The following is a 20,154-nucleotide window of genomic DNA, read 5'->3' as shown; positions in this document are numbered from 1 at the left end:
GCCGGATAGGCTGGCGCAGTGTTCCAACCAATGGACTCGACCGGAGTCGTAATCTACAAGGTCGGCGACAGCCCGCGGGTCATCGGCGGGTCGTGTGGGGCGTATCTTGCGCGTCACGTCTTTGTCACCGCCTCTCGCTGTGTGCCCGAGGGCGCGGAGGCTTTCGTCGCCATTCCTGGGCAGTCCGAGCGGAATGTTGTCAACATTGCCAGACATGACACCTCGGACATTGCTGTGCTCATCGCCGAGCGTGTGCGGGGGGAGACCATGGCAAGTGAGATATTCCTGCCGAAGCGAGATGCTCTGCTCTTCGGCGGAGACTTTCTGGCATTCGGATATCCGGACGGTCCGCTGCGGGACGATCTTGTGGGCCGACTCATTAAGGGACACTTCCAGCGCTTCTTCGACTATGATAAGCCGTTGGGCGGCAGTTACTTTGCGGGCGAGATGAGTGTTGCCGTCCCTGCGGGGATGAGCGGTGCTCCGGTCAGTTGGAGATCATGGCCGCAGGAGCTCATCGGGGTTGTCACGACAAATCAAGAAGTTCCGGCGATCACTGATAGTGCTTTCGCGTTCGGAGACAATGGCCGGTCTGATCGGGTCACAAATGTGCCAGCTATCTCCTACGGAACCGTTGCCATGCTTGCCGGCCTTGAGGATTGGCTGGCGGAAACCTGCGCGGCATGGCTTTAGCGATAACTCGTAAAATGCGCTGCCCGCGCTGAATATTCGCCGATCGCGACGCTGTGATAGATCTGCCTGTCAAATTCTTTGATCCGGCAGTTCTACCGCTCCTGCCTGGCGAATTATGGCAAAGGAGCGTTTGGTCGGCGTCCGCGCGCTGACGGTTCAAGAGGCCTAGCGACTCCTTGCGCACGGCATGGAGGGCGCTGCTGGCTGGATGTGGCCTGTGGGTGTTCGGTTCGCGATGATTGATCCCGTTGAGGGTCACCTGAGTGGCGGTGTCCTAAGAGTCCCTAACACGATCTGCTGAATCGATGATGATCAGCACTGCGAACTGAAGATCAGTCTCGTTCGTTCGTCGTGGGCAGGCCGTGGGTCGTTGATGACGAGTTGTGGAAGTTGATCGAGCCGGTCCTGCCGGCGTGGCCGGAGAAGGCTCCCGGGCCGAGGCCGATCCCGGATCGTCTCTGCTTGCAGGGCATCCTGTTTGTGCTGCATACCGGGCTGGGCTGGGAAGACCTGCCGCAGGAAGTCGGCTTCGGCTCGGGGATGACGTGCTGGCGGCGCCTCGAACGCTGGACCAACGCGGGGGTCTTCGATCAGGTGCATCAGATACTGCTGGCCAAGCTGAACGCGGCGAACCGGATCGACTGGTCGAGAGCGGCGATGGACGGTAGTCACATCGACGCAAAAAAGGGGGTGCCGGGACAGGTCCGTCGCCGGTCAATCGTGGCAAGCCCGGCTCGAAGCACCACCTGATCTGCGACGGCAACGGGACCCCGATCTACGTGCTGACCAGCGGCGCGAATGTGCCGGACATCAGCCGCGCTCTTGATCTGCTCGACTGCTATCCGCCGATCGCCGGCCGTCCGGGCCGCCCTCGCCGCCGCTTCGAGGTCTTGCTGGCCGACAAGGGCTACAGCAGTGAGGCCTTCCGCCAGGCCTGCCGCGAACGCGGCACTGAGCCGATCATCGCGAAGCCGAAGACGCCCAACATCAAGGGTCTGGGCAAGCTGCGTTACGTCGTCGAGCAGACCTTCGCTCTGCTGCACCAATTCCGCCGCCTGGCCGTTCGGCTGAGGTGTCTGGGACTGCAGTGCCTGGATTGGTGACCGAAGGTCGCTCTGAACTGGGGATCCCGGGCCGGGTGGAGGTCACTACGCTTCGGCGCGTGTTGGGTGGACGAGTTGATGAGCGATTGCATGGTTCGATGCGCGGGCCGCGGCGGCCGAAGGGGCGGCGTACTCCGCGGGAGTGGACGCCGCGCCGCAAGGCGATCCTCGCCGGGGGCGTTGCGGGTGTGCTTGCGCTCGCCGGGGTGGTCTGGGTCGTGCTGCCTGAGGATCAGGTTGAGCCGCGTCCGCGGGAGTACCGGGATGTGACCGCCTGCCTGATTACTGATCGGCAGGGCGTGGCAGGGGAGGCAGCGGCTCCGGTGTGGGCGGCGATGCAGGCGGCGTCGGTGCAAACCCGTGGTCAGGTGCGCTACCTGGCCGTGACCGGTGAGCAGACGCCCGCGAATGCGCAGACGTTCGTGGGCACGCTGGTGATAGGTGGGTGCTCGGTGATTGTGGCGGTCCAGGGGATCGCGGGTGATGCGGTCAGGTCGGTCGCGGCGCAGCAGTCGCAGCAGCAGTTCGTTGTTGTCGGCGGCGATGCCTCGGGGGCAGCGAATGTCAGCCGGGTCGATCTCTCGCAAGTCGAGGCATTGATCAACGAGCGCCTCAGCGGCGGCTGATTGTCCACTGTAAACATAACAATCTCAATATTCGTGATCTTATTGTTATCAAAGTTTCAGCCGTTTCCCCGTTGACCGAGATCATCTTCTCAGCGAACACTGCCCCGGCAAGCCGCACCACGCACGGGGGAGTCGATTCGCGATGTCATGGATGCGGCGTTGTGCCGTTGTCACTGCTGTGGTCTTCGGACTGTCAGTAGCTGTTCCGGCCCAGGTGGTGCAGCCCGGCGGTAGTTTCCCGCTGGGTTGGTTCACGGATCTGTTCGCCCTGCGTAAGGCGCTTGCGGCGGTCACTGGGCTGCCGGTGCAGGAGCACGGTGACGCGGGACACGGCGGCTACGGCTCGGCGTCGGCGTCGGCCGCCAACGGTGGTCACGGCTCGGTGCAGAAGAAGGTCAAGGGCGGCCTTGACGGCTATCAGCCGCACCGGGGCGACGGGTCGACCAGGACCACCCGCGGCCATGACGGCTACGTCGATGAGACGAGCAAGCGGCAGGCCAGCAAATCCAAGGCGGGTATGGACCAGTTCGCGAACGCGGACGGTTCGACGACGCAGGTATTGACCGCGGGCAAGGAGAACTACCAAGCCGCTGACGGGACTTGGCAGCCGATCGACCCGACGCTGGTCACCTCCGGTGACCGCTGGTCGATGAAAGCGAACTCGCTGAAGGTCACCCTCGGTGCGGCCACCGCCACGCCGGTCCGCAAGCAAGGCGCCCGCGCCGCGATGGTCGAGCCCTCCGATGCGGCCTCCGCGACGCCGACCGCGACGGCCACCTCCACGGCGCCCACGGCGCCCAGTTCGGACCCGGTGACGGCGGATCCCTCCGCCTCGGCATCGGATCCGGCGGCGCCGGCCACCGAAACGCCGGCCACCGAAACGCCGGCGGCCGGCCCGCTGGTGTCGATGACTCTGCCCTCCGACGACTCGGTCGGTTACGACCTGCGCGGCGCGTCCACGGTCGTGCCCACGGTGACCGACAACCTCGCGACGTATGCGCAGATCCTGCCGGGTACCAACCTCGAGTTGCAGACCTTCGCCAACGGCGTCAAGGAGACCCTGGTCCTTGACTCCCCGGACGCGGAGAACGAATGGGTGTTCCCGCTGCACCTGGACGGGCTGACCCCGCGGATGACCGCGGATGGCTCGGTCGACCTGGTCGATGCGGACGGCAAGGTTCAGGCGTCGTTCCCGCACGGCTCGATGCAGGACTCGAAGTTCAACCCGGAGAGCGGCGACATGGCCCACTCCTCGGCCGTGACGATGTCACTGACCGAGGTCGCCGGCGAGCCCGCGCTGAAGGTCGTCGCGGACCGGGCGTGGCTCGACGACCCCGCCCGCGTGTATCCGGTTCGGGTCGACCCGACCGTGACCACAGGTGACAACGACGACGTGTACGTCGACAACGACACGAGCACCGGCCCGTCCGACCAGAACGGCGACAACCTGCCGGTCGGCACCTGGGACGCCACCGCCACCACCAAGACCCGCTCCTTCCTGCACTTCGCCGGCGCGAGCACCCCGGCCACCGGCCAGCGAGTCACCTCAGCGTCGCTGAAGTTGTACCTGACCTGGCAGTACTCCTGCTCCGAGAACCGTCCCTTCAGCGTTTACGCGGCCACGCAGTCGTGGGACGTGAACACGCTGAAGTCGGCGAATTGGCCGGGCCCCACCGTGAGCGCGTCGGCGCTGGGTTCGCTGACCGTGGCCGATCCTGGTGCTGCCTGCACCAATACCGCCAGCAACCGCAGCGTCGGCACATGGGTGACCGTGACGCTGAACCCGGCGACGTTCAACACGTGGACGTCGGGCAGCCCGAACTACGGTCTGGCGCTGGTGGCGTCCGAGACCGACAAGGTCGCGTGGAAGCGGTTCACGTCGGGGACCTATTCCTCCGGCGCGTACAAGCCGCAGTTGTCGCTGACCTACACCCCGAACGTGCTGCCTCAGGTCGACACCCGTTACCCGACGGACAACACCGTCGTGGAGACGCTGACGCCGCAGCTGGCCACCCGCGCGCACGACCCGGACGCGTACCCGAACAAGGGCCTGACCTACACGTACACGGTCTATGACACCGCGGCCAATGTCGTGGCCACCTCCGGTGCCCTGACCTCCAGCAGTTGGCAGGTCCCGGCCGGCAAGCTGGCCTGGAACGGCAGCTACTACTACACCGTCAAGGTCGGGGACACCGTCGGAACCTCCGTGGAGTCCAACGCGTTCGTGTTCACCACGCCGGTGCCGCAGCCACGCGTGACCTCAGATTTGGCGCAGAACCCGGGCGCCGGCTTCGACCCGAACAACGGCAACTACACCACTTCGGCCAGCGACGCCCAGGTCGCCGGGATCGGTCCGTCGCTGGAGATCTCCCGCAGCTACAACAGCGTCGACACCCGCCGGACCGGCGCGTTCGGCCAGGGCTGGTCCAGCATCCTGGACGTCAAAGCCACCGAACGCTCCGACGCCAGCGGTGCCGTGCAGACCGTCGTGATCACCTACCCGAACGGCTCTGAGGTCGCGTTCGGCCGCAACGCCGACGGCACGTTCACCGCTGCGTCGGGCCGTTACGCGATCCTGACCCAGAACGGGACGACCGGCTACACACTGACCGACAAGGACGCCACGCAGTACGTGTTCAGCGGCGCCGCGGGCAGCAAGGTCTTCCCGATCGCGAAGATCATCGACGCTAACGGGCGGCAACTGATCTTCGGCTACGACGGCAACGGTCGCGTCTCCACGATGACCAATGCGTCGGGCCGCAAGCTGACCATGACCTGGAGCACCCCGGTCTCCGGCACCGATGCCTCGCATGTCGCCACCGTCGCCACCGAGGCCCCCACCACCGGGGGCACCGGCTACACCTGGACCTACGGCTACGCCACCGGCGACCAGCTGACCAGTGTCTGCCCGCCCGGCACGACCACCGCCTGCACCACCTACACCTGGGGTAACACCAACAACCAGCACGCCAACGCGGTGCTGAACCTCAACCCGTATTCCTACTGGCGGCTCAACGACGCCGCGGGCGTCTCCGCCGCCAGCAGCGTGCTTACCAACGCCGGCGTCGACAACGGCACCTACAAGAACGTCACGCTCGGCGGTGCCCCGTCACTGACCGGCTCCGGGGCGAGCACCGCTGCCTTCAACGGCACCTCGTCGTACGTGCAGCTGCCCGGCAAACTGGTCGCTGACGGCTCGTACCAGTCGGTCAGCATGTGGTTCAAGACCACCAAGGCCAGCGGTGTGCTGTTCAGCTACAGCAGCGACGCGATCACCGCGGGAACCAGCGCCCGTAACTACACGCCGGCGTTGTACGTCGACAAGAACGGCTACCTGCGCGGCGAGTTCTGGCAGGGCGGCATCGCGCCGATGAAGTCGACGGCGACCGTGACCGACGGGACCTGGCATCACGCCGTGCTCGCCGGCGCCGGCAACACCCAGACCCTGTACCTGGACGGCAAGGCCCAGGGCACCCCGCTGGCAGGCACGATCGCGCTCTACCAGGGTGCCGGCTCCGCCTATGAGTACGTCGGTGCAGGCTATGTCGGTGGCAGCTGGCCGGACAACCAGAACTATGGTGTCTCGCCGGCCCCGGCGGCCTACTTCAACGGCTCGATCGCCGACGTCGCCTTCTACGCCAAGGCACTGACCGGCGCCGACGTCGACCTGCTCAACAGTGTCGCGAAGACGCCGAGCTCGACGATCCAGACGATCACTTCTCCGGCCGGCCGGGTCCAGGCACAGGTCGCGGTCAGCAACGTCACCGGCCAGGTCACCTCGGTGACTGATGAGAACGGCGGCCTCTGGAAGCTGGGCACGCCGACCGTCAGCGGCAGCAGCGACATCTATGCCGCCTCCGTGCTCGGCGGCAAGCCCACCAACTACTGGCGCCTCGGCGACACCAACGCCGACACCACCGACGCGGTCAACGAGGTAGCCGGCGACACCGCCACCTACAGCGCCGTGACGCTCGGCGGTACCGGCCCGTTCGCTGACTCCACCGCCGCCACCTTCAACGGCACCACTTCCAACATCGCGCTGCCCGGCACGGTGGCCCCCGCCGGAGCCTCCTCCGCTGGTGTCTGGTTCAACACCACCAGCAGCACCGGTGGTGTCCTGCTCGGTGCTCAGGCCGGCGCGATCGGCGATACCACCGCCCCCGGCTTGCCCTGGCTGTGGACCACCTCCGACGGAAGGCTCCGCGGGCTGTCCCCGTCGGCCACTCCCACCGGCCCGCTGCATTCCGCGACCGACGCGAAGTGCATCGACATCGCCGCCGGCGCCACCGCGGACGGCACCAAAGCCGAGATCTACGACTGCAACGCCGCCGTGTCGCAGAACTTCACGCTGCCTGCCGGCGGCACCGGGCCGGTCAAGGTCCTGGGCAAGTGCCTGGAGGTCAAGGGCGCTCTGGCGGCCAACGGCACGGTGGTCCAGCTCGCCACCTGCAGCGGCGGAGTCGGCCAGGTGTGGCAGCAGTCCGGCGCCACCTTGAAGAACCCGAACTCCGGCAAGTGCCTCGACTCGGCCAGCGGCGCCACCACCAACCACACCCAGATGCAGATCTACACCTGCAACAGCGCCGTCTCGCAGAACTGGAACCAGTCGCTGTCGTCCGCGACGGCGGTCAACGACGGCAAGTGGCACAGCGCCGTGCTGACCTCGTCGGGCACCGCCCAGACGCTCTACCTCGACGGCGTCGCGCAGAGCACGACCAAGGGCACGATGGCGCTCGACCCGGGTAACCAGCCGAACGCCTACCTCGGCGCCGGCTACACCGGCACGAGCCTGTCCGGCCTGCGTGGCCTGAACACCGTGCGCTACACCGGCAAACTCGCCGAAGCGGCCTTCTACCCCAGCGAACTGTCCGCCGACCAGGTGGCCGCCCAGTTCGAGGCCAGCAAGCAGACCGTCGCGGTCGCGGTCACCACCGTGGACACCACGGTCAAAACGATCACCATGCCGGTGAAGAACGTGACCGTCACCGACCCCGGCGGCAAGACCATCGCCTACGCCTACGACCTGATCAACAACCGGCAGATCGCCGAGACCGACGCGCTGGGCAAGATCACCAAGTACGGCTACGACACCGGGGGCTTCGACAGCCTCGTCTACGACCCGAACGGGGTGCGCACCCAGACCGTCCAGGACGCCCGCGGCAACACCGTCCAGCAGGTCACCTGCCAGGACCAGTCGGCCAACAAGTGCTCGAGCACCTACTACGAGTACTACCTGAACGCGGCGAGCCCGGTCGACCCGCGAAACGACCTGATGACGGCCAGCCGTGACGCTCGCACGCCGGCGGACAAGACGGCCGCGAACTACAACGCCTACAAGACCACCTACGACTACGACGCCAAGGGCAACCCGCTGGTCACCACCGATCCGCTCGGTGGCACCACCAGCACCCTGTTCACCGACGGAACCACCGTCAAAGCGTTCGGCTCCACCACAACCTTCGCCCCGCCGGGGCTGCCCTACCGCATCGTCAACGCCGGCGGCGGCGTCCAGCAGATCTTCTACACCGCCAACGGTGACGTGGCCGAAGCCATCTCCCCGGCCGGCGAGGTGAGTGACTACACCTACGACAACCTCGGCCGCAAACTCGCGGAAAAGGTCACCACCAGCACCTTCGCGCAGGGCCGCACCACGTCGTTCACCTACGACGCGCAAAGCCGGGTGCTCACCGAGACCGATCCGACGATCACGAACCGGGTCACCAGCGCCACGCACACCGCGGTCACCACCAACGTCTACGACGCCGACGGCAACATGACGTCGCAAACGATCTCCGACAGCACCGGCGGCGATGTAGCCCGCACCCAGACCGTCACGTTCAACAGCCTCGGGCAGAAGCAGTCGCAGACCGACGCGCTCACCAAGACGACCAGCTTCACCTACAACCCCTACGGCCAGGTCACCTCGGAGACCGACTCCGACGGCGGCGTCACGACCTTCGACGTCGACGCCGAAGGCAACGTGCTGTCCGAGACGATGCACGGCTGGACCGGCGACCCGAACCACCCGACCGCCGCCACCGACCTGCCCATCGTGAGCAACATCTACGACCCGGCCGGCCGGCTGATCAGCCGCACCGACGCCGTGGGCCGCACGACCGCGTACACCTACACCGACAACGGGCTGACCGCGACCGTCACCATCTCCCAGGGCAGCGACGCGTACCTGCAGGAGAAGAACGAGTACGACGACGACGGCAACCTGATCACACAGTGGACCAACAACGGGGTCACCAAGACCCAGTTCAAGTACGACAACGCCGGCAGGCAGTACCAGACGATCGTCGACCCGGACGGGGTCAACCGGGTCACCACCAATGACCTCGACGCGATCGGCAACGTGGTCAACACGGTCCAGAACGTCGGCACCGGCAGCGCGCTCAACGCGACCCGCTACCGCTACGACCGCGAAGGCCGCATCACCGCGCAGACCGCGTACAACGCCAGCCCGGACACCACCCCGGTAGCCCGCTGGAAGATGAACCAGACCAGCGGCACCACCGTCGCCGACAGCTCCGGCAACAACCCACTGACCGCCACCAACATCACCTGGACCAACGACACCACCCGGGGCCAGGTCGCCACGTTCAACGGCACCACCTCGACGATCAAGGGCGACGAGGCGCCGGTCGACACCACCCAGCCGTACACCCTCTCGGCGATGGTCAAACTGACCAGCAAGGGCGCCGACAGCCAGATCGTCGCGCTGCAAGGCAAGCTGAGCACGCTCCCGCTGAGCGTCTCCTACGCGAAGACTGCTGACCGCTGGCACGTCGGGTTGGCCGCCGAGAAGACCGACGGCACCATCGCGTCGGCCGGCGGCGACGGCACCAGCTCGCCCACGCTCGGCTCCTGGACGCACCTTGCGGTCAGCGTCAACCCGCAGGCCAAGACGGTGGTGCTCTACGTCAACGGCACCGCCGAAGCCACCCTCACCAGCAGCCAGACGCTCAACGCCCCAGCATCGTCGATCCTGATCGGCCAGCCCACCAGCGGCACCGGTTTCACCGGCTCGATCGCCGACGTCCAGGCCTACCAAAGCTCCCTGAGCACCACCCAGGTCGCGGCGATCACCAGCGGCACCGCACCCGCTGCCTCCGCCACGGTCTCACGCACCAGCGCGACGCTGGACGAAAGCGGCCTGGCCGTACGAACCAAGGACCCGCTCGGCAACCTCACCGACGTCAGCTACGACGAAGGCGAACGGCCCACCGTCACCACCGGCCCCGCCGTCACCAACGAACTCTTCGGCAAGCTCCCGACGCCCGCACGGCCAGTCACCTGGGCCGGCTACGACACCTTCGGCGACCAGACCGAAAGCCTCGACGCCAACCAGAACAAGTCCTGGACGTTCTACGACCGAGCCGGCAACGTCCTGGAGACCCACGGCGCGAAATACGTCACGCCCGACGGCGTGACCACCATCAACCCGATGTCGAAGACCGACTACGACACGCTCGGCCAGCCGACCAAGTCAACCGACGAGCTCGGCAACGAGACCACCTACACCTACGACCAGCTCGGCCGGCTCGCCAAGACAGTGACACCCAACGGCGGCGAAACCACCGCCACCTACGACAACGTGGGCGAGCCGCTGACAGTCACAGGCCCGACCGGCGCGGTGTCCTCAACGTTCTACGACTACCTCGGCCGCACCATCACGTCGACGCAGGCGGTCCGGCAGACCGGCCAGACGCTGATCACCGAAAACAAGTACAACACCGCCGGCCTGCTCGAATCGACGAAGAGCCCGGCCGGCGTGACCGAGAGCTACACCTACAACAACGCCGGCGACCAGCTGACCGTCAAGGACGGCGCCGGCCAGATCACCAAGACCGACTACGACGGCCTCGGCCGCCCCACCGGCGTCGAACAACCCGACGGCGCATACCAGTCCACCAGCTACGACATGCTCGGCCGCGCGACCGCAACCGCCGCGTACACCACCAGGACCAGCACTCCCGCCCTGACCAGCAGCGCGCAGACCTACGACGCCGCCGGCAACGTGCTGACCAGCACCGACGGACGCAAGACGGTCACCTCGTTCACCTACGACGCAACCGGCCTGGTCCTGGGCGAACACCAGCCGACCACCGTCGCAGACACTCAGGGCACAGCGGTCGACACCTCCTTCGGCTACGACCTGCTCGGCAACCGGACCCGGTTCACCGACGGCCGCAAGAACGCGTTCTGGACCACGTACAACACCTGGAACCTGCCCGAGAAGACCATCGAGCCGGCCACCAGCCAGTACCCCGCCGAAACCGACCGCAGCTACACCACGACCTACGACGCGGCCGGCCAGACGGTCAAGCGCACCTCCCCGGGCGGGATCGCGCAGACCTACACCTACGACAACATGGGCGAGCTGACCAGCCAGTCCGGTACCGGCGCCGAAGCAGCGACCAGCGCCCGCACCTTCGGATACGACCTCGGTGGACGCGTCACGAAGTTCTCCTCACCCACCGGGGACAACACGGTCGACTACGACGACCGAGGCCTGCCGACCGCGGTCACCGGCCCGTCCGGTAACTCGTCCTTCACCTACACCGACGACGGCCTGATGTCCTCCCGCGCCGACGCCGCCGGCACGACGAACTACGCCTACGACCAAGCCGACCGGCTGTTCACGCTGAAGAACACGACCGCGGGCACGGACCTGACCTACACCTACGACCAGACGTCCGCGGTCAGCCAGATCACCTACGGCGGTACCGCCAACCGGCGAATCTTCACCTACGACGGCCTGCACCGCACCACTGCCGACGAGCTGAAGACCTCCGGCGGCACGTCTCTCGCGAAGATCGCGTACGGCTGGGACGAAAACAGCAACGAAACCTCGAAGACGACCACCAACTTCGGCAGCACCACCGCCACCACGACCAACACGTACACGTACGACCGCGCCGACCGGCTCACCTCCTGGGGCGACGGCAACACCACCATCGGCTACACCTACGACCTGTCCGGCAACCGAACCGGCAACGGCTCAACCACCTACACCTACGACGAACGCAACCGCCTGACCACCGACAACACGGGCGTCAGCTACGGCTACACCCCGCGCGGCACCCTCAAGAACGTGGTCGGCCCGAACAACGCCTACACCACCACCGCCGACGCCTTCGACCAGACGATCACCCAGACCTACAACGGCGGCACCGAAACCTACGGCTACGACGCCCTCGGCCGAGCCCTGCAAACCGGGTTCTCCTACACCGGCACCAGCAACGACCTGGCCAAGGACGACTCCGGCGCCACCTACGTCCGCGACCCCGGATCAGACCTGGTCGGCGCCGCCTCCGCCGGCAACACCCGCCTGGTCTGGACCGACCTGCACGACGACGTCGTCGGCCAGTTCACCACCGCCGGCACCACACTGGCCGGCAAGACGATCTACGACCCGCTCGGCACCGTGAAGACCAGCACCGGCATGGTCGGCAACCTCGGCTACCAATCCGAGTACACCGAGACCACCACCGGCCGGGTCAACATGGCCGCCCGCTGGTACAACACCGGCACCGGCCAGTTCGACAACCGCGACACCGTCGCCAACAACCCGGCCCCCGACTCCATCGACGCCAACCGGTACCAGTACGCCAGCGCGAACCCGATGATGAACACCGACCCCACCGGCCACATGAGCCTCGGGGGCCTGTTCAACAAAGCAAAGTCGGTGGCCTCGTCCGCCTATCACGCGGTGGGTTCCTACACCGCGCAGGCATACTCAGCTGCCTACAGCTACGGCTCGTACGCCTACCACTCCGCGGCCGCCACCTACTACTCGGCCAAGGCCAAGGTGTACAGCGCTGTCGCCACGGTAGCCCGGCACACCGGCATGAAAGGCCTGGCCAAGAAGGCCGAGCAAGGCCGCAAACGCGCCACACAAAAGAAGCGTGCGCAGCAGCATAGGGCGTATAAAGCTCACCAAGAAGCCAAACGAAAAGGCGCTGCGCTCAAGCAGCGGGCAGCCCGAGCAGTAGTCAAGGCCGTCAAAATCGTCGGCGACGCTGCCAAAAAGTCCGTAAAGTATGTTAAGGAGCACAAGAAGCAAATTATTGCTGTCGTTGCCGTAGTTGCGACTGTCGCTCTGGCGTTTACGCCGCTCGGGCCGGTTGGAGCCATGGCTGCTGGCATCGCGATCAATATGCTCAAGGACGCGGCCTCCGGCGACATCCACAATCTTTCCGATCTTGGTAATTCTTTCGCCAGCGCAGCCATCTCCGGTGCAATCGGCCTGGCAACTGGCGGCCTTGGCGGCGCGATCGGCGGCAAGGTGGCTGGCTACGCGGCCGGCAAGCTCGGCGCGAACTTGTTCGGCAAAGCTATCTCCGGCGGTATCGCCGGTGGAGTCGGCGGCGGAGTCGCAGACGCCGCCGAACAGGTGGCTACAACTGGCCACGTCAATTGGTCCCAGACTGCGCAGGCCGCCAGCACTGGCGCACTGGTCGGAGCCGTTGTTGGTGGAAGGAGTGGAGGAAACAGAAGTTGCCCGAAATCCGACAACCACAGCTTCGCCCCGTCGACTCAGGTTCTAATGGCGGACGGCAGCAAGAAGAAGATTGGTGACGTCAAGCTTGGTGATCAAGTTGTGGCGACTGATCCGAAGTCCGGGAAAACCGAGAATAAATCGGTAAGCGTCCTGCATCACCATCAAGATACCGACCTGGTCGACATAACGGTTCAGGATGGTAAAACGGCCAAGGCGGCTGTCGTCCATACGACTGTGAAGCACCCGTTCTGGAACGCCACTGACAGCAAATGGGATGAGGCTCAAGACCTGAAGGTGGGCGACGAACTTCGCGACGCTGACGGTGTGTCGACCCAGACCGTCGCCGCAGTCACGATCTGGACCGGCCTCAATTGGATGGACGACCTGACGGTCAACGACCTCCATACGTACTATGTCTTGGTTGGAAACGAGCCAGTTCTAGTCCACAACTGCGGCGGTTCAGTCACCGGGCATTCCGGGACGTGTGGTTGCGGTACTGGCGGTCAGGTCCGTTGGGGTAACGGCACATTTGGTAAAAGTAATGGCGGAGGGCAAGTCGGTGAGGATGACGAGATAAACGCATGGGATCACCTCGAGCTTGATGGCGCGAACGTTGTTCGGAAGGAAACCCAAGTTCGGTCGCCAGCTTTCAAGAAAACCCGGAAGTACGATGGTCTTGTCGAGATCGAAGGTCAGTGGCTCGGCATCGAAACTAAGGGCGCCACTGGCAAGCGCAACCCTCATCAGCAAGCATTCGATGACTGGCTGAACGAGCCTGGCAACACTGTCACTACTAAAGATGGAAAAACGATTGTAGGCACGTTCGACGTCTGGATTGACCGTAAATAGTAGGCACGTAAACGGTGATCGAAGGGTGTGAAAACTATGAGCTTTGACCTGGCAATCTGGCGTCAGACGACAATGATTGACCCTGACCAGGCATTCCATATATATGATCAATTGACTGATGGTATTGCGGGTGTGGTTGAGGCTAGTCTGGATGTGAGCAATTTCTATGACGCCGTCATGGAAGCATATCCGGATGCTGATGATGAAACGGATGACGACGACTCGCCCTGGGCCTCGGAGGTCTATCGCACGGAGGAATGCGTGTTGCTGGCAATATCGTGGTCGAGAAAGGGTGAGCTTAAAGATTTTGTCCTGAGAACGGCTGGGGAGAAAGGATTGGCAGTTTATGATCCTCAATCCCGCGCCATCTATCTACCCTCGGCATGAGAGGGCGGCTAATCAGCGTACTTTGGGCCGTCATTGCGGTTCAGGCGGTTTGCATGACTTGTGTTGTTTGATCATCACTCGCCGGGCGAATTTTCGAACGTCGCGGACCAAGTGGGCGCGCCTGCCCCTGGGCAGTATCACGCGGTCTCTGCCCAGGGAGAGGCGAAACGGAGCCGCGTCGACCTGGCCGGCGATCGGGAATCGACGACCAGACAGCGGTTGGCGTGGGCCTGATCGCGGACCAGCTGGGTGGTAGGGTCCAGCGACCGGAAGTGCGGGCAGCCAGCCATTTCGGGCGTCCTCGATCTGGTGCGTTGCCAGGCCTGGGAGAGGGCCGGTCGCGCCCAGCACCCGTCCGCGGTCGTGCTCGACACCAGTCGATCCGGGCCGCGAACCGTGTCCCCAAGACCACGATTGGCAAAGACGCCGGCAAGAAAGTCCCCGGCCGCAAACGTGGTCTGGCCATCGACGCCCTCGGCCTGATCATCGCCGTTGTGGTGACCACCGCGTCGATCAGTGACAACTTGATCGGCATCCGGCTGTTCGACCAGGTCGCCGAACACACCCCGACGGTCACCCGGGCCTGGGTCAACGCCGGCTTCCAGCAGGACTTCGCCGCCCACGGCGCCGTCCTGAATATCGACGTCGAAGTCGTCAAACGATCCGACACCCGGGCCGGGTTCGTCCCGGTCAAGAAGCGCTGGATCGTCGAACAGGTCTACGGCACCCTGATGCTGCACTGTCGGCTGACCCGCGACTAGAAGCCGGACCGAAGCGTCGGTGTCGCGAACATTGTGGGCGTCAACAGCCACCATGATCCGACGGCTGACCGGCACCAGCACCCCGACCTGGCGGTGAACCGTCGCACATGACCACACTGCTCGACCTGATCGCCGAACGCGAGACCACCACCGCCCAGACCGCGGCCCGGCTCAGCGGTGCGTTAAGGAAATGGATGGGGCCGGCTCGGCCGAACGACATTTGGCGGTCCGCGTGATCGCTGTGCCTGCCGACAGGGCCAGCTAGTTAGCAGGTGGGGGACTGCCTGGGTTGTCACCGGCTCCGTGGTGGTGGCCGCGTCTACGCATTTGGACGCCGGCGTCGGTGAGGAGCCGATGGGTGAAACCGTAGGAGCGTCCGGTTTCGGCACAGATCCTGCGGATGGAGGCGCCCTCGCCATAACGGCGCACAGCCTTTTCCTGTAGAGCGGCGCGAGCCTTGGCCGACAGCCGCCGTACCGGCTGGTGGGGCGGCTCGGTGGGTTCGGTCGGTGGTGTGCCGGCGTTCGTCTCGTCGGTTAGGGGTTTCATTGCGTATGGCTCCGAGGCGGGTAGGCGGCAGGGAGGGAGACTTGTTGCCCAGCTGAGGCTCAGAGCAGAAGCAGCGTGAGCAGGACGACGGCGATCGGGAGGACGGCTGCTGCGGTGCGCAGGGTGGCCCGGCGGGCGCGCTGGTGCGCGAGGTAGCTAGCGACTCGGGCGGTGAGCTGGTGTTGTGCCGCGGTGGGCTCGGCCTCCGGGATGTGGCCGGGGTCGAGCAGGGGCTGGGCTTCGGGTGCGGTGACCACGATGCTGAACGCGCCAGCGATGTCGCTTGGCTGGTAGCTGGCCAGCGGATGCCGCACACGAGCACGGGATTGTCGGACCCGGCGTACAGCGACGACGTGAACGAAGGGCGGTCGCAAAGCCGCTGGGGGTGGTGCCGCCGGCTGCGGGCTGGCGTGCGGGGCAGGAACGGCCGGTGGGGTGCCCGTCGCCTGCTGTGGGCTGTAGGTGCAGCTGGAGGAGTGCCTGTCGATGTAGGCGGTGTCGGCGGTATCGGTGGCGGCGGTGCGGGCGGCGGCCAGGTCGTTCCAGGTACGGGTGTCGCGGGTGCGGTGTAGCAGGGCGATCAGGTCGAGGTGGCGGCGGCAGGACCGCAGGATCCGCATGTGCGCGGCGAGCACGGCGGTCCCGGTGTCGAGGTCGGTGTGTGGGGTGTGGTCGGACCAGATGTGCCAGGCGCAGGCGATTGCCCGGCTGGCTTCGGCGCAGTGGCCGGCGGTGTGCAGGCTGGCCGCGAGATCGGTGGTGGCGGTGAGAATGTCTGCGGTGCGGTCCAGGTCGCGGTAGGCGGCCAGCAGGCCGCGGCGGACCGTGATCGCTTCGTCGTGTCGGCCGTGCTGCTGCAGGACGCTGCCGTAGGTGGCGGCGGCCTCGAGGCGACGCGGGTGGGTGGGCAGCCCGGGGTGCAGGTTGCGGCTGGCCCGGTAGGCATAGGCCGCGGCGCGGAGCTGGTCGTCGCCGGTGGTGAGGGTGGCGTACAGGATGCAGGCGTCGGCCAGCATCGGAGCGTCGGCCATCATGTTGTGGGTGCGTTCGTGCAGGTGGGCGGCGAGCAGGTTCACCGCACTGGCGGTCTGCCCGTTCTGCTGCAGCTGCCGTGCCGCCGCGAGCGCCGCCGGAAGACTATCGAGGCGCCCGAGAAGCGGGGTGTGCTGCCGGCCGCGCTGCCGGGTGCCGGGGCGACGTTGCGAAGCCATGACAATCTCATCCTTTTCGCACGGCGGTTGGTGGATTGGGGTGGCCGGGTGCGCACCTGCAGGTTCTGGAGATGCGCACCCGGTCCCGGGGGGACGCCGTAGCAGCGGCACCCCCCGGGTGTCACCGGGGACGGAAAGGCGGACGCCTCCGGTGACCGGGTCAGCGCAGGCCCCGGGGGAAGGGCGGCGCTGACCTGCGGGAAGCTGCGGCTCACCGATCGGCGGCTCAGGCCGGGTAGCTGCCGACTCCCCGGGTTTTGGGCGCGGCGGGTGGCCGCCACATCGGGAACAGCGGCGGCCCGCCCCGGGTCACCTCGTACGGTTCGAGTGGCTGGTAGCCGTGCCGCCGGTAGAGGGCCCGGTTGCGCGGTCCGGTGGCTTCGAGGTAGGCGGGCCGGTCCAGCAGGTCCACCGCGATGTGCCGGTGATCGAGGAGTGCGGCGCCGAGGCCTTTGCCTTGCTGGCCGGGGCGTACGGCCAGGAACGCCAGGTAGGCGTGCGGTTGGCCAGACGGGTCCGGGTGGTGCTGGTGCATGGCGTGGTCGAGCTGCTGGAAGCGGGTCAGGGCGGTGCCGGTGATCGTGGCGAGCTGGACGTCGTAGTCGGCGATCGCCGGTGCGGGGGTGTGGTCGAGGTCGTACCAGAGGGCGGTGGCGTTGTCGCCGAGCAGTTCGACGAGACCGTGGTCGATGGCGTGTTCGGCCAGCATCCGGAAGTAGGGCGGGTAGATGTGGGCGCGCAGGTCGGGGTCGGGCACGAGCCAGCCGGCGAGGTCGCCGTGCAAGAACGCGTCGGCGAGGATGCCGGTGACCAGGCTGACGTCGGTGTCGTTTGCCTGGGCGCGGCGTACTCGCATGATGTCGGCGTCGGTCATTGCCGCATCACCGGCCGGCCGGTGTGGGGGCAAGGCCGGTGGTGCCGCTGATCAGGCCGCGGTTGGCGCCGGCGCCGATCGTGTCGTACACGTCGCGTCGAGCGGCCCGCAGGTACAGCCCCCACAGCATGCCCAGCAGGGCCGCGACGCCGAATCCGGCGGGGAAGATCCACCGCCAGGGCGAGGACTCCTCGACGCCGAGCAGCACGTGGAACTGCTGCAAGGTGACCACCAGGATCCAGCCGAGCACCGCTGCGGCGGCGATCGGGGCGAGCAGCCCGCGCCAGACGCCGACGCCGTCACGGTTGGTCCGGCGCAGGAAGTAGGCGAACACGGCGACCGAGGTGATCAGCATGAGGATCAGCACGCCGAGACCGCCGGTGACGGTGATCCAGAAGAACAGGTTGACGACCGGATCCCAGCCGGCGTACGCGAACAGGCAGATCACGGCGAACGCGATGGCGCTCTGCACCAGCGACGCGGTCTTGGGGATGCGGCTGCGCACGCTGGTGGTGGCCAAGGCGTGGAACAGCACCCGTTCACGGCCCAGCGCGTACAGGTAGCGCGTGACGAACTGGTGGAAGCTCAGGGTCGCGGCGAACAGGCTGGTGAAGTAAAGACCGTGTCCGACGGTGATGAGCCAGGCCGGGACGTAGGGGGCGGTCAGGTTGAAGATCAGGCTGGTGCTCTGTTCGGTGGCGGCTTGGACGATGTTGGCGGGCCCGGCGGCGACGGTCATGGCCAGGGCGCCGAAGCCGTAGAGTCCGCCGATCAGGATCAGGGAGCTGTAGGTGGCCGTCGGTACGGTCCGGACAGGATTTTTTGTTTCTTCGGACAGCACCGGGCCGCCCTCGAATCCGACGAAGCCGGTGATCGCGAGGGTCAGCAGGACGCCGATTCCGGGGGTGAGCAGCTGGCTCGGGTCGATCGCGGTGTATTCGGCGTGTCCGCCGGCCGGGTGGGCGATCTGGACGATGGCGTAGGTCAGGGACACGCCGATCTCGGCGAGCAGCAGCACGGTCAGGACTTTGCCGACGGCGTCGACGGGCATGATGCCCAGGACGGTGATGATCGCCCAGCCGATCAGCGCCCACAACCACCATGGCCCTGACCAGCCGGTGAGCGACGCGACGAAGTCGGTGCCGGCGGGGCCGAGGCCGCCGTAGAGGCCGTCGCCCATCGCGCAGTAGGCGAGGACCGCGACCGCCGCAGCGGCGACGCCCGCGACCCGGCCGAGCCCGTGGGTGACGTAGGTGTAGAACGCGCCGGAGTTGACGATCCGGCGTGACATCGCCAGGTAGCCGATGGAGAAGACACACAGCACGACGGCGATGAGCATGTAGCCCAGCGGGATACCGAGCAGGCCGGTGACGGCCCATCCCGTCGGGGCGCCGCCGCCGAGGACGGTGAACGGCGCGGCAGCGCCGATCATGAAAGCGATCACCGCGAAGATGCCCAGCCGGTTGGCTGCCAGCGCCTGCCGGACCGGGCTGACCGGGTGTGATCGAGGGGATTCAGACACGAAGGAGCTCCTGAACTCACAGAACAGCAGTAAGGAAAGAGGGGGTGGCCGGGGGCGGGTCAGCGCGCCGTGACCGTCGAGGCGGTGTTGCCGACAAAGCTGTCGAGATGTCCGAGCAGAGCGGGGATCGGCTGGCGGGTCTGCCGGCTGTATGCGGTCAGCTGGGTGACCGCGGAGCCGGAGGTGTTCTCGAAGACGCGCCGGTACACGCCGGTGGACAGCAGCAGACCGACCAGGACCCGGTCGAACGGGTCGAAGTCGCGGCCTTTGCTCATGCTGGTGTTCAGCCGTGCGCACGCCCAGTACGCCGTGTTGTTGTCGGTCGGCGCGTAACTGGTGCGCTGCCCGCCGAACAGCCGCTTACGGGTGATCTCCCGCAGATCACCGGAGAGCACCATGCGCCGGGCGACCTGCTGGTAGGCGTCCTTGGACAAGAACCGTAGGCAGTCATAGACGTGCACCGGTTCGGGTTCGGCGGCCAGCTGGTCCAGCACGGTGTGCGCCAGCGCGTCGGGCGGCGGCCGGCGGTTGACGACCACGACCCGGCCCTGCTGGTCGACGTCGATGTGCTGGCCGGCCCCCAGCTCGGCCAGCATCGCGCAGGCCAACCCGAGCGCGATCAGATCCTGGTCCACGAAAAGCCTCCCTCCATCGTGGGCCAGGCGAAACAGGTCGTCGCCGAATCGGGGCCACGCCGACGGGCGTGAGGGACGAGGGGCCACGACGGCGTACTGAGCGACGGTGTGCGGTGGGCCGGCGGCCGGAACCGCAGGCGGCACAGCAGGCGTGGCGTGCGACGGCGTCTGGCCGACGGGGTAGCCGGCCGGGATGGGCTGATCGCCGCCCGGCGCGGCGGGTCCGGCGTAGGGGCCCGGTGACCAGTTGTGGCCGGCGGCGTGCCGGGGCGTGGGCGGGTACTGGCGCGGATCGTGCAGATCCTGCGGATGCGGGTAGGACATCGAACCCCCGAATGGCTCGGGTCTATCTCGACGGAAAAGGGAAGGATGAAGAGGGCGCGGCGGGCCCGGCACGCCATTGCGTGGGAAGTGTCGTGCCCGCCGCACCGGGG

At 66.5% G+C, this 20,154-nt stretch carries 12 protein-coding genes and 1 pseudogene; 8 read left to right on the top strand and 5 right to left on the bottom strand.

Annotated features, from left to right (window positions below; translation table 11 throughout):
* Window positions 1–30: 30 nt before the first annotated feature.
* The 8 genes and pseudogenes from L3i22_RS30610 to L3i22_RS53815 all read left to right on the top strand — a co-directional run bounded on the left by L3i22_RS30610 (window position 31) and on the right by L3i22_RS53815 (window position 15,165).
* Window positions 31–693 carry a hypothetical protein gene (locus L3i22_RS30610; RefSeq protein WP_221320975.1) on the top strand — a complete coding sequence of 221 codons (663 nt, stop codon included), beginning with the start codon at window positions 31–33 and terminating at the stop codon, window positions 691–693.
* Between the two features lie 351 nt (window positions 694–1,044).
* Window positions 1,045–1,443, top strand: a complete 399-nt coding sequence (locus L3i22_RS30605) for a transposase (protein ID WP_255657287.1) — start codon at window positions 1,045–1,047, stop codon at window positions 1,441–1,443.
* Window positions 1,440–1,796 (top strand): transposase, encoded by a 357-nt coding sequence (locus L3i22_RS30600; protein WP_221330234.1) that lies wholly within the window; start codon window positions 1,440–1,442, stop codon window positions 1,794–1,796. Before L3i22_RS30605 ends, L3i22_RS30600 begins: the two co-directional genes overlap by 4 nt.
* A 59-nt stretch (window positions 1,797–1,855) precedes the next feature.
* A complete protein-coding gene (locus L3i22_RS30595; RefSeq protein ID WP_221320973.1) occupies window positions 1,856–2,422 on the top strand; it encodes a hypothetical protein in 567 nt (188 codons plus the stop codon).
* A 178-nt stretch (window positions 2,423–2,600) separates the two neighbouring features.
* A complete protein-coding gene (locus tag L3i22_RS30590) occupies window positions 2,601–13,781 on the top strand; it encodes a LamG-like jellyroll fold domain-containing protein (protein ID WP_221320972.1) in 11,181 nt (3,726 codons plus the stop codon).
* A gap of 36 nt (window positions 13,782–13,817) precedes the next feature.
* Window positions 13,818–14,168: a hypothetical protein gene (locus L3i22_RS30585; RefSeq protein ID WP_221320971.1), complete on the top strand. Its 351-nt coding sequence runs from the start codon at window positions 13,818–13,820 to the stop codon at window positions 14,166–14,168.
* 303 nt (window positions 14,169–14,471) lie between these two features.
* Window positions 14,472–15,026: pseudogene (locus L3i22_RS30580) on the top strand (transposase); the annotation flags it as partial.
* Between the two features lie 10 nt (window positions 15,027–15,036).
* Window positions 15,037–15,165 (top strand): hypothetical protein, encoded by a 129-nt coding sequence (locus L3i22_RS53815; protein WP_255657285.1) that lies wholly within the window; start codon window positions 15,037–15,039, stop codon window positions 15,163–15,165.
* Between the two features lie 25 nt (window positions 15,166–15,190).
* On the opposite strand, the gene L3i22_RS30575 is transcribed toward L3i22_RS53815, so the two are convergent.
* The 5 genes from L3i22_RS30575 to L3i22_RS53810 form a co-directional block, all read right to left on the bottom strand.
* Complete coding sequence (locus tag L3i22_RS30575) at window positions 15,191–15,478, bottom strand: helix-turn-helix domain-containing protein (protein WP_221320970.1); 288 nt, start codon at window positions 15,476–15,478, stop codon at window positions 15,191–15,193.
* A 59-nt stretch (window positions 15,479–15,537) separates the two neighbouring features.
* Window positions 15,538–16,689 (bottom strand): hypothetical protein, encoded by a 1,152-nt coding sequence (locus L3i22_RS30570; protein ID WP_221320969.1) that lies wholly within the window; start codon window positions 16,687–16,689, stop codon window positions 15,538–15,540.
* 226 nt (window positions 16,690–16,915) lie between these two features.
* Window positions 16,916–17,563, bottom strand: a complete 648-nt coding sequence (locus L3i22_RS30565; RefSeq protein WP_221320968.1) for a GNAT family N-acetyltransferase — start codon at window positions 17,561–17,563, stop codon at window positions 16,916–16,918.
* 7 nt (window positions 17,564–17,570) lie between these two features.
* The gene (locus tag L3i22_RS30560) at window positions 17,571–19,085 is read right to left on the bottom strand and encodes an APC family permease (RefSeq protein ID WP_255657284.1); all 1,515 of its coding nucleotides are present in this window, start codon (window positions 19,083–19,085) and stop codon (window positions 17,571–17,573) included.
* 59 nt (window positions 19,086–19,144) lie between these two features.
* Complete coding sequence (locus tag L3i22_RS53810; RefSeq protein ID WP_255657283.1) at window positions 19,145–20,044, bottom strand: GPP34 family phosphoprotein; 900 nt, start codon at window positions 20,042–20,044, stop codon at window positions 19,145–19,147.
* Window positions 20,045–20,154: the final 110 nt, after the last annotated feature.

Source organism: Actinoplanes sp. L3-i22 (assembly GCF_019704555.1).
GTDB lineage: Bacteria > Actinomycetota > Actinomycetes > Mycobacteriales > Micromonosporaceae > Actinoplanes.
Note: the sequence above shows the minus strand (reverse complement) of the source record. Positions and strands in the feature narration are given on the sequence as shown.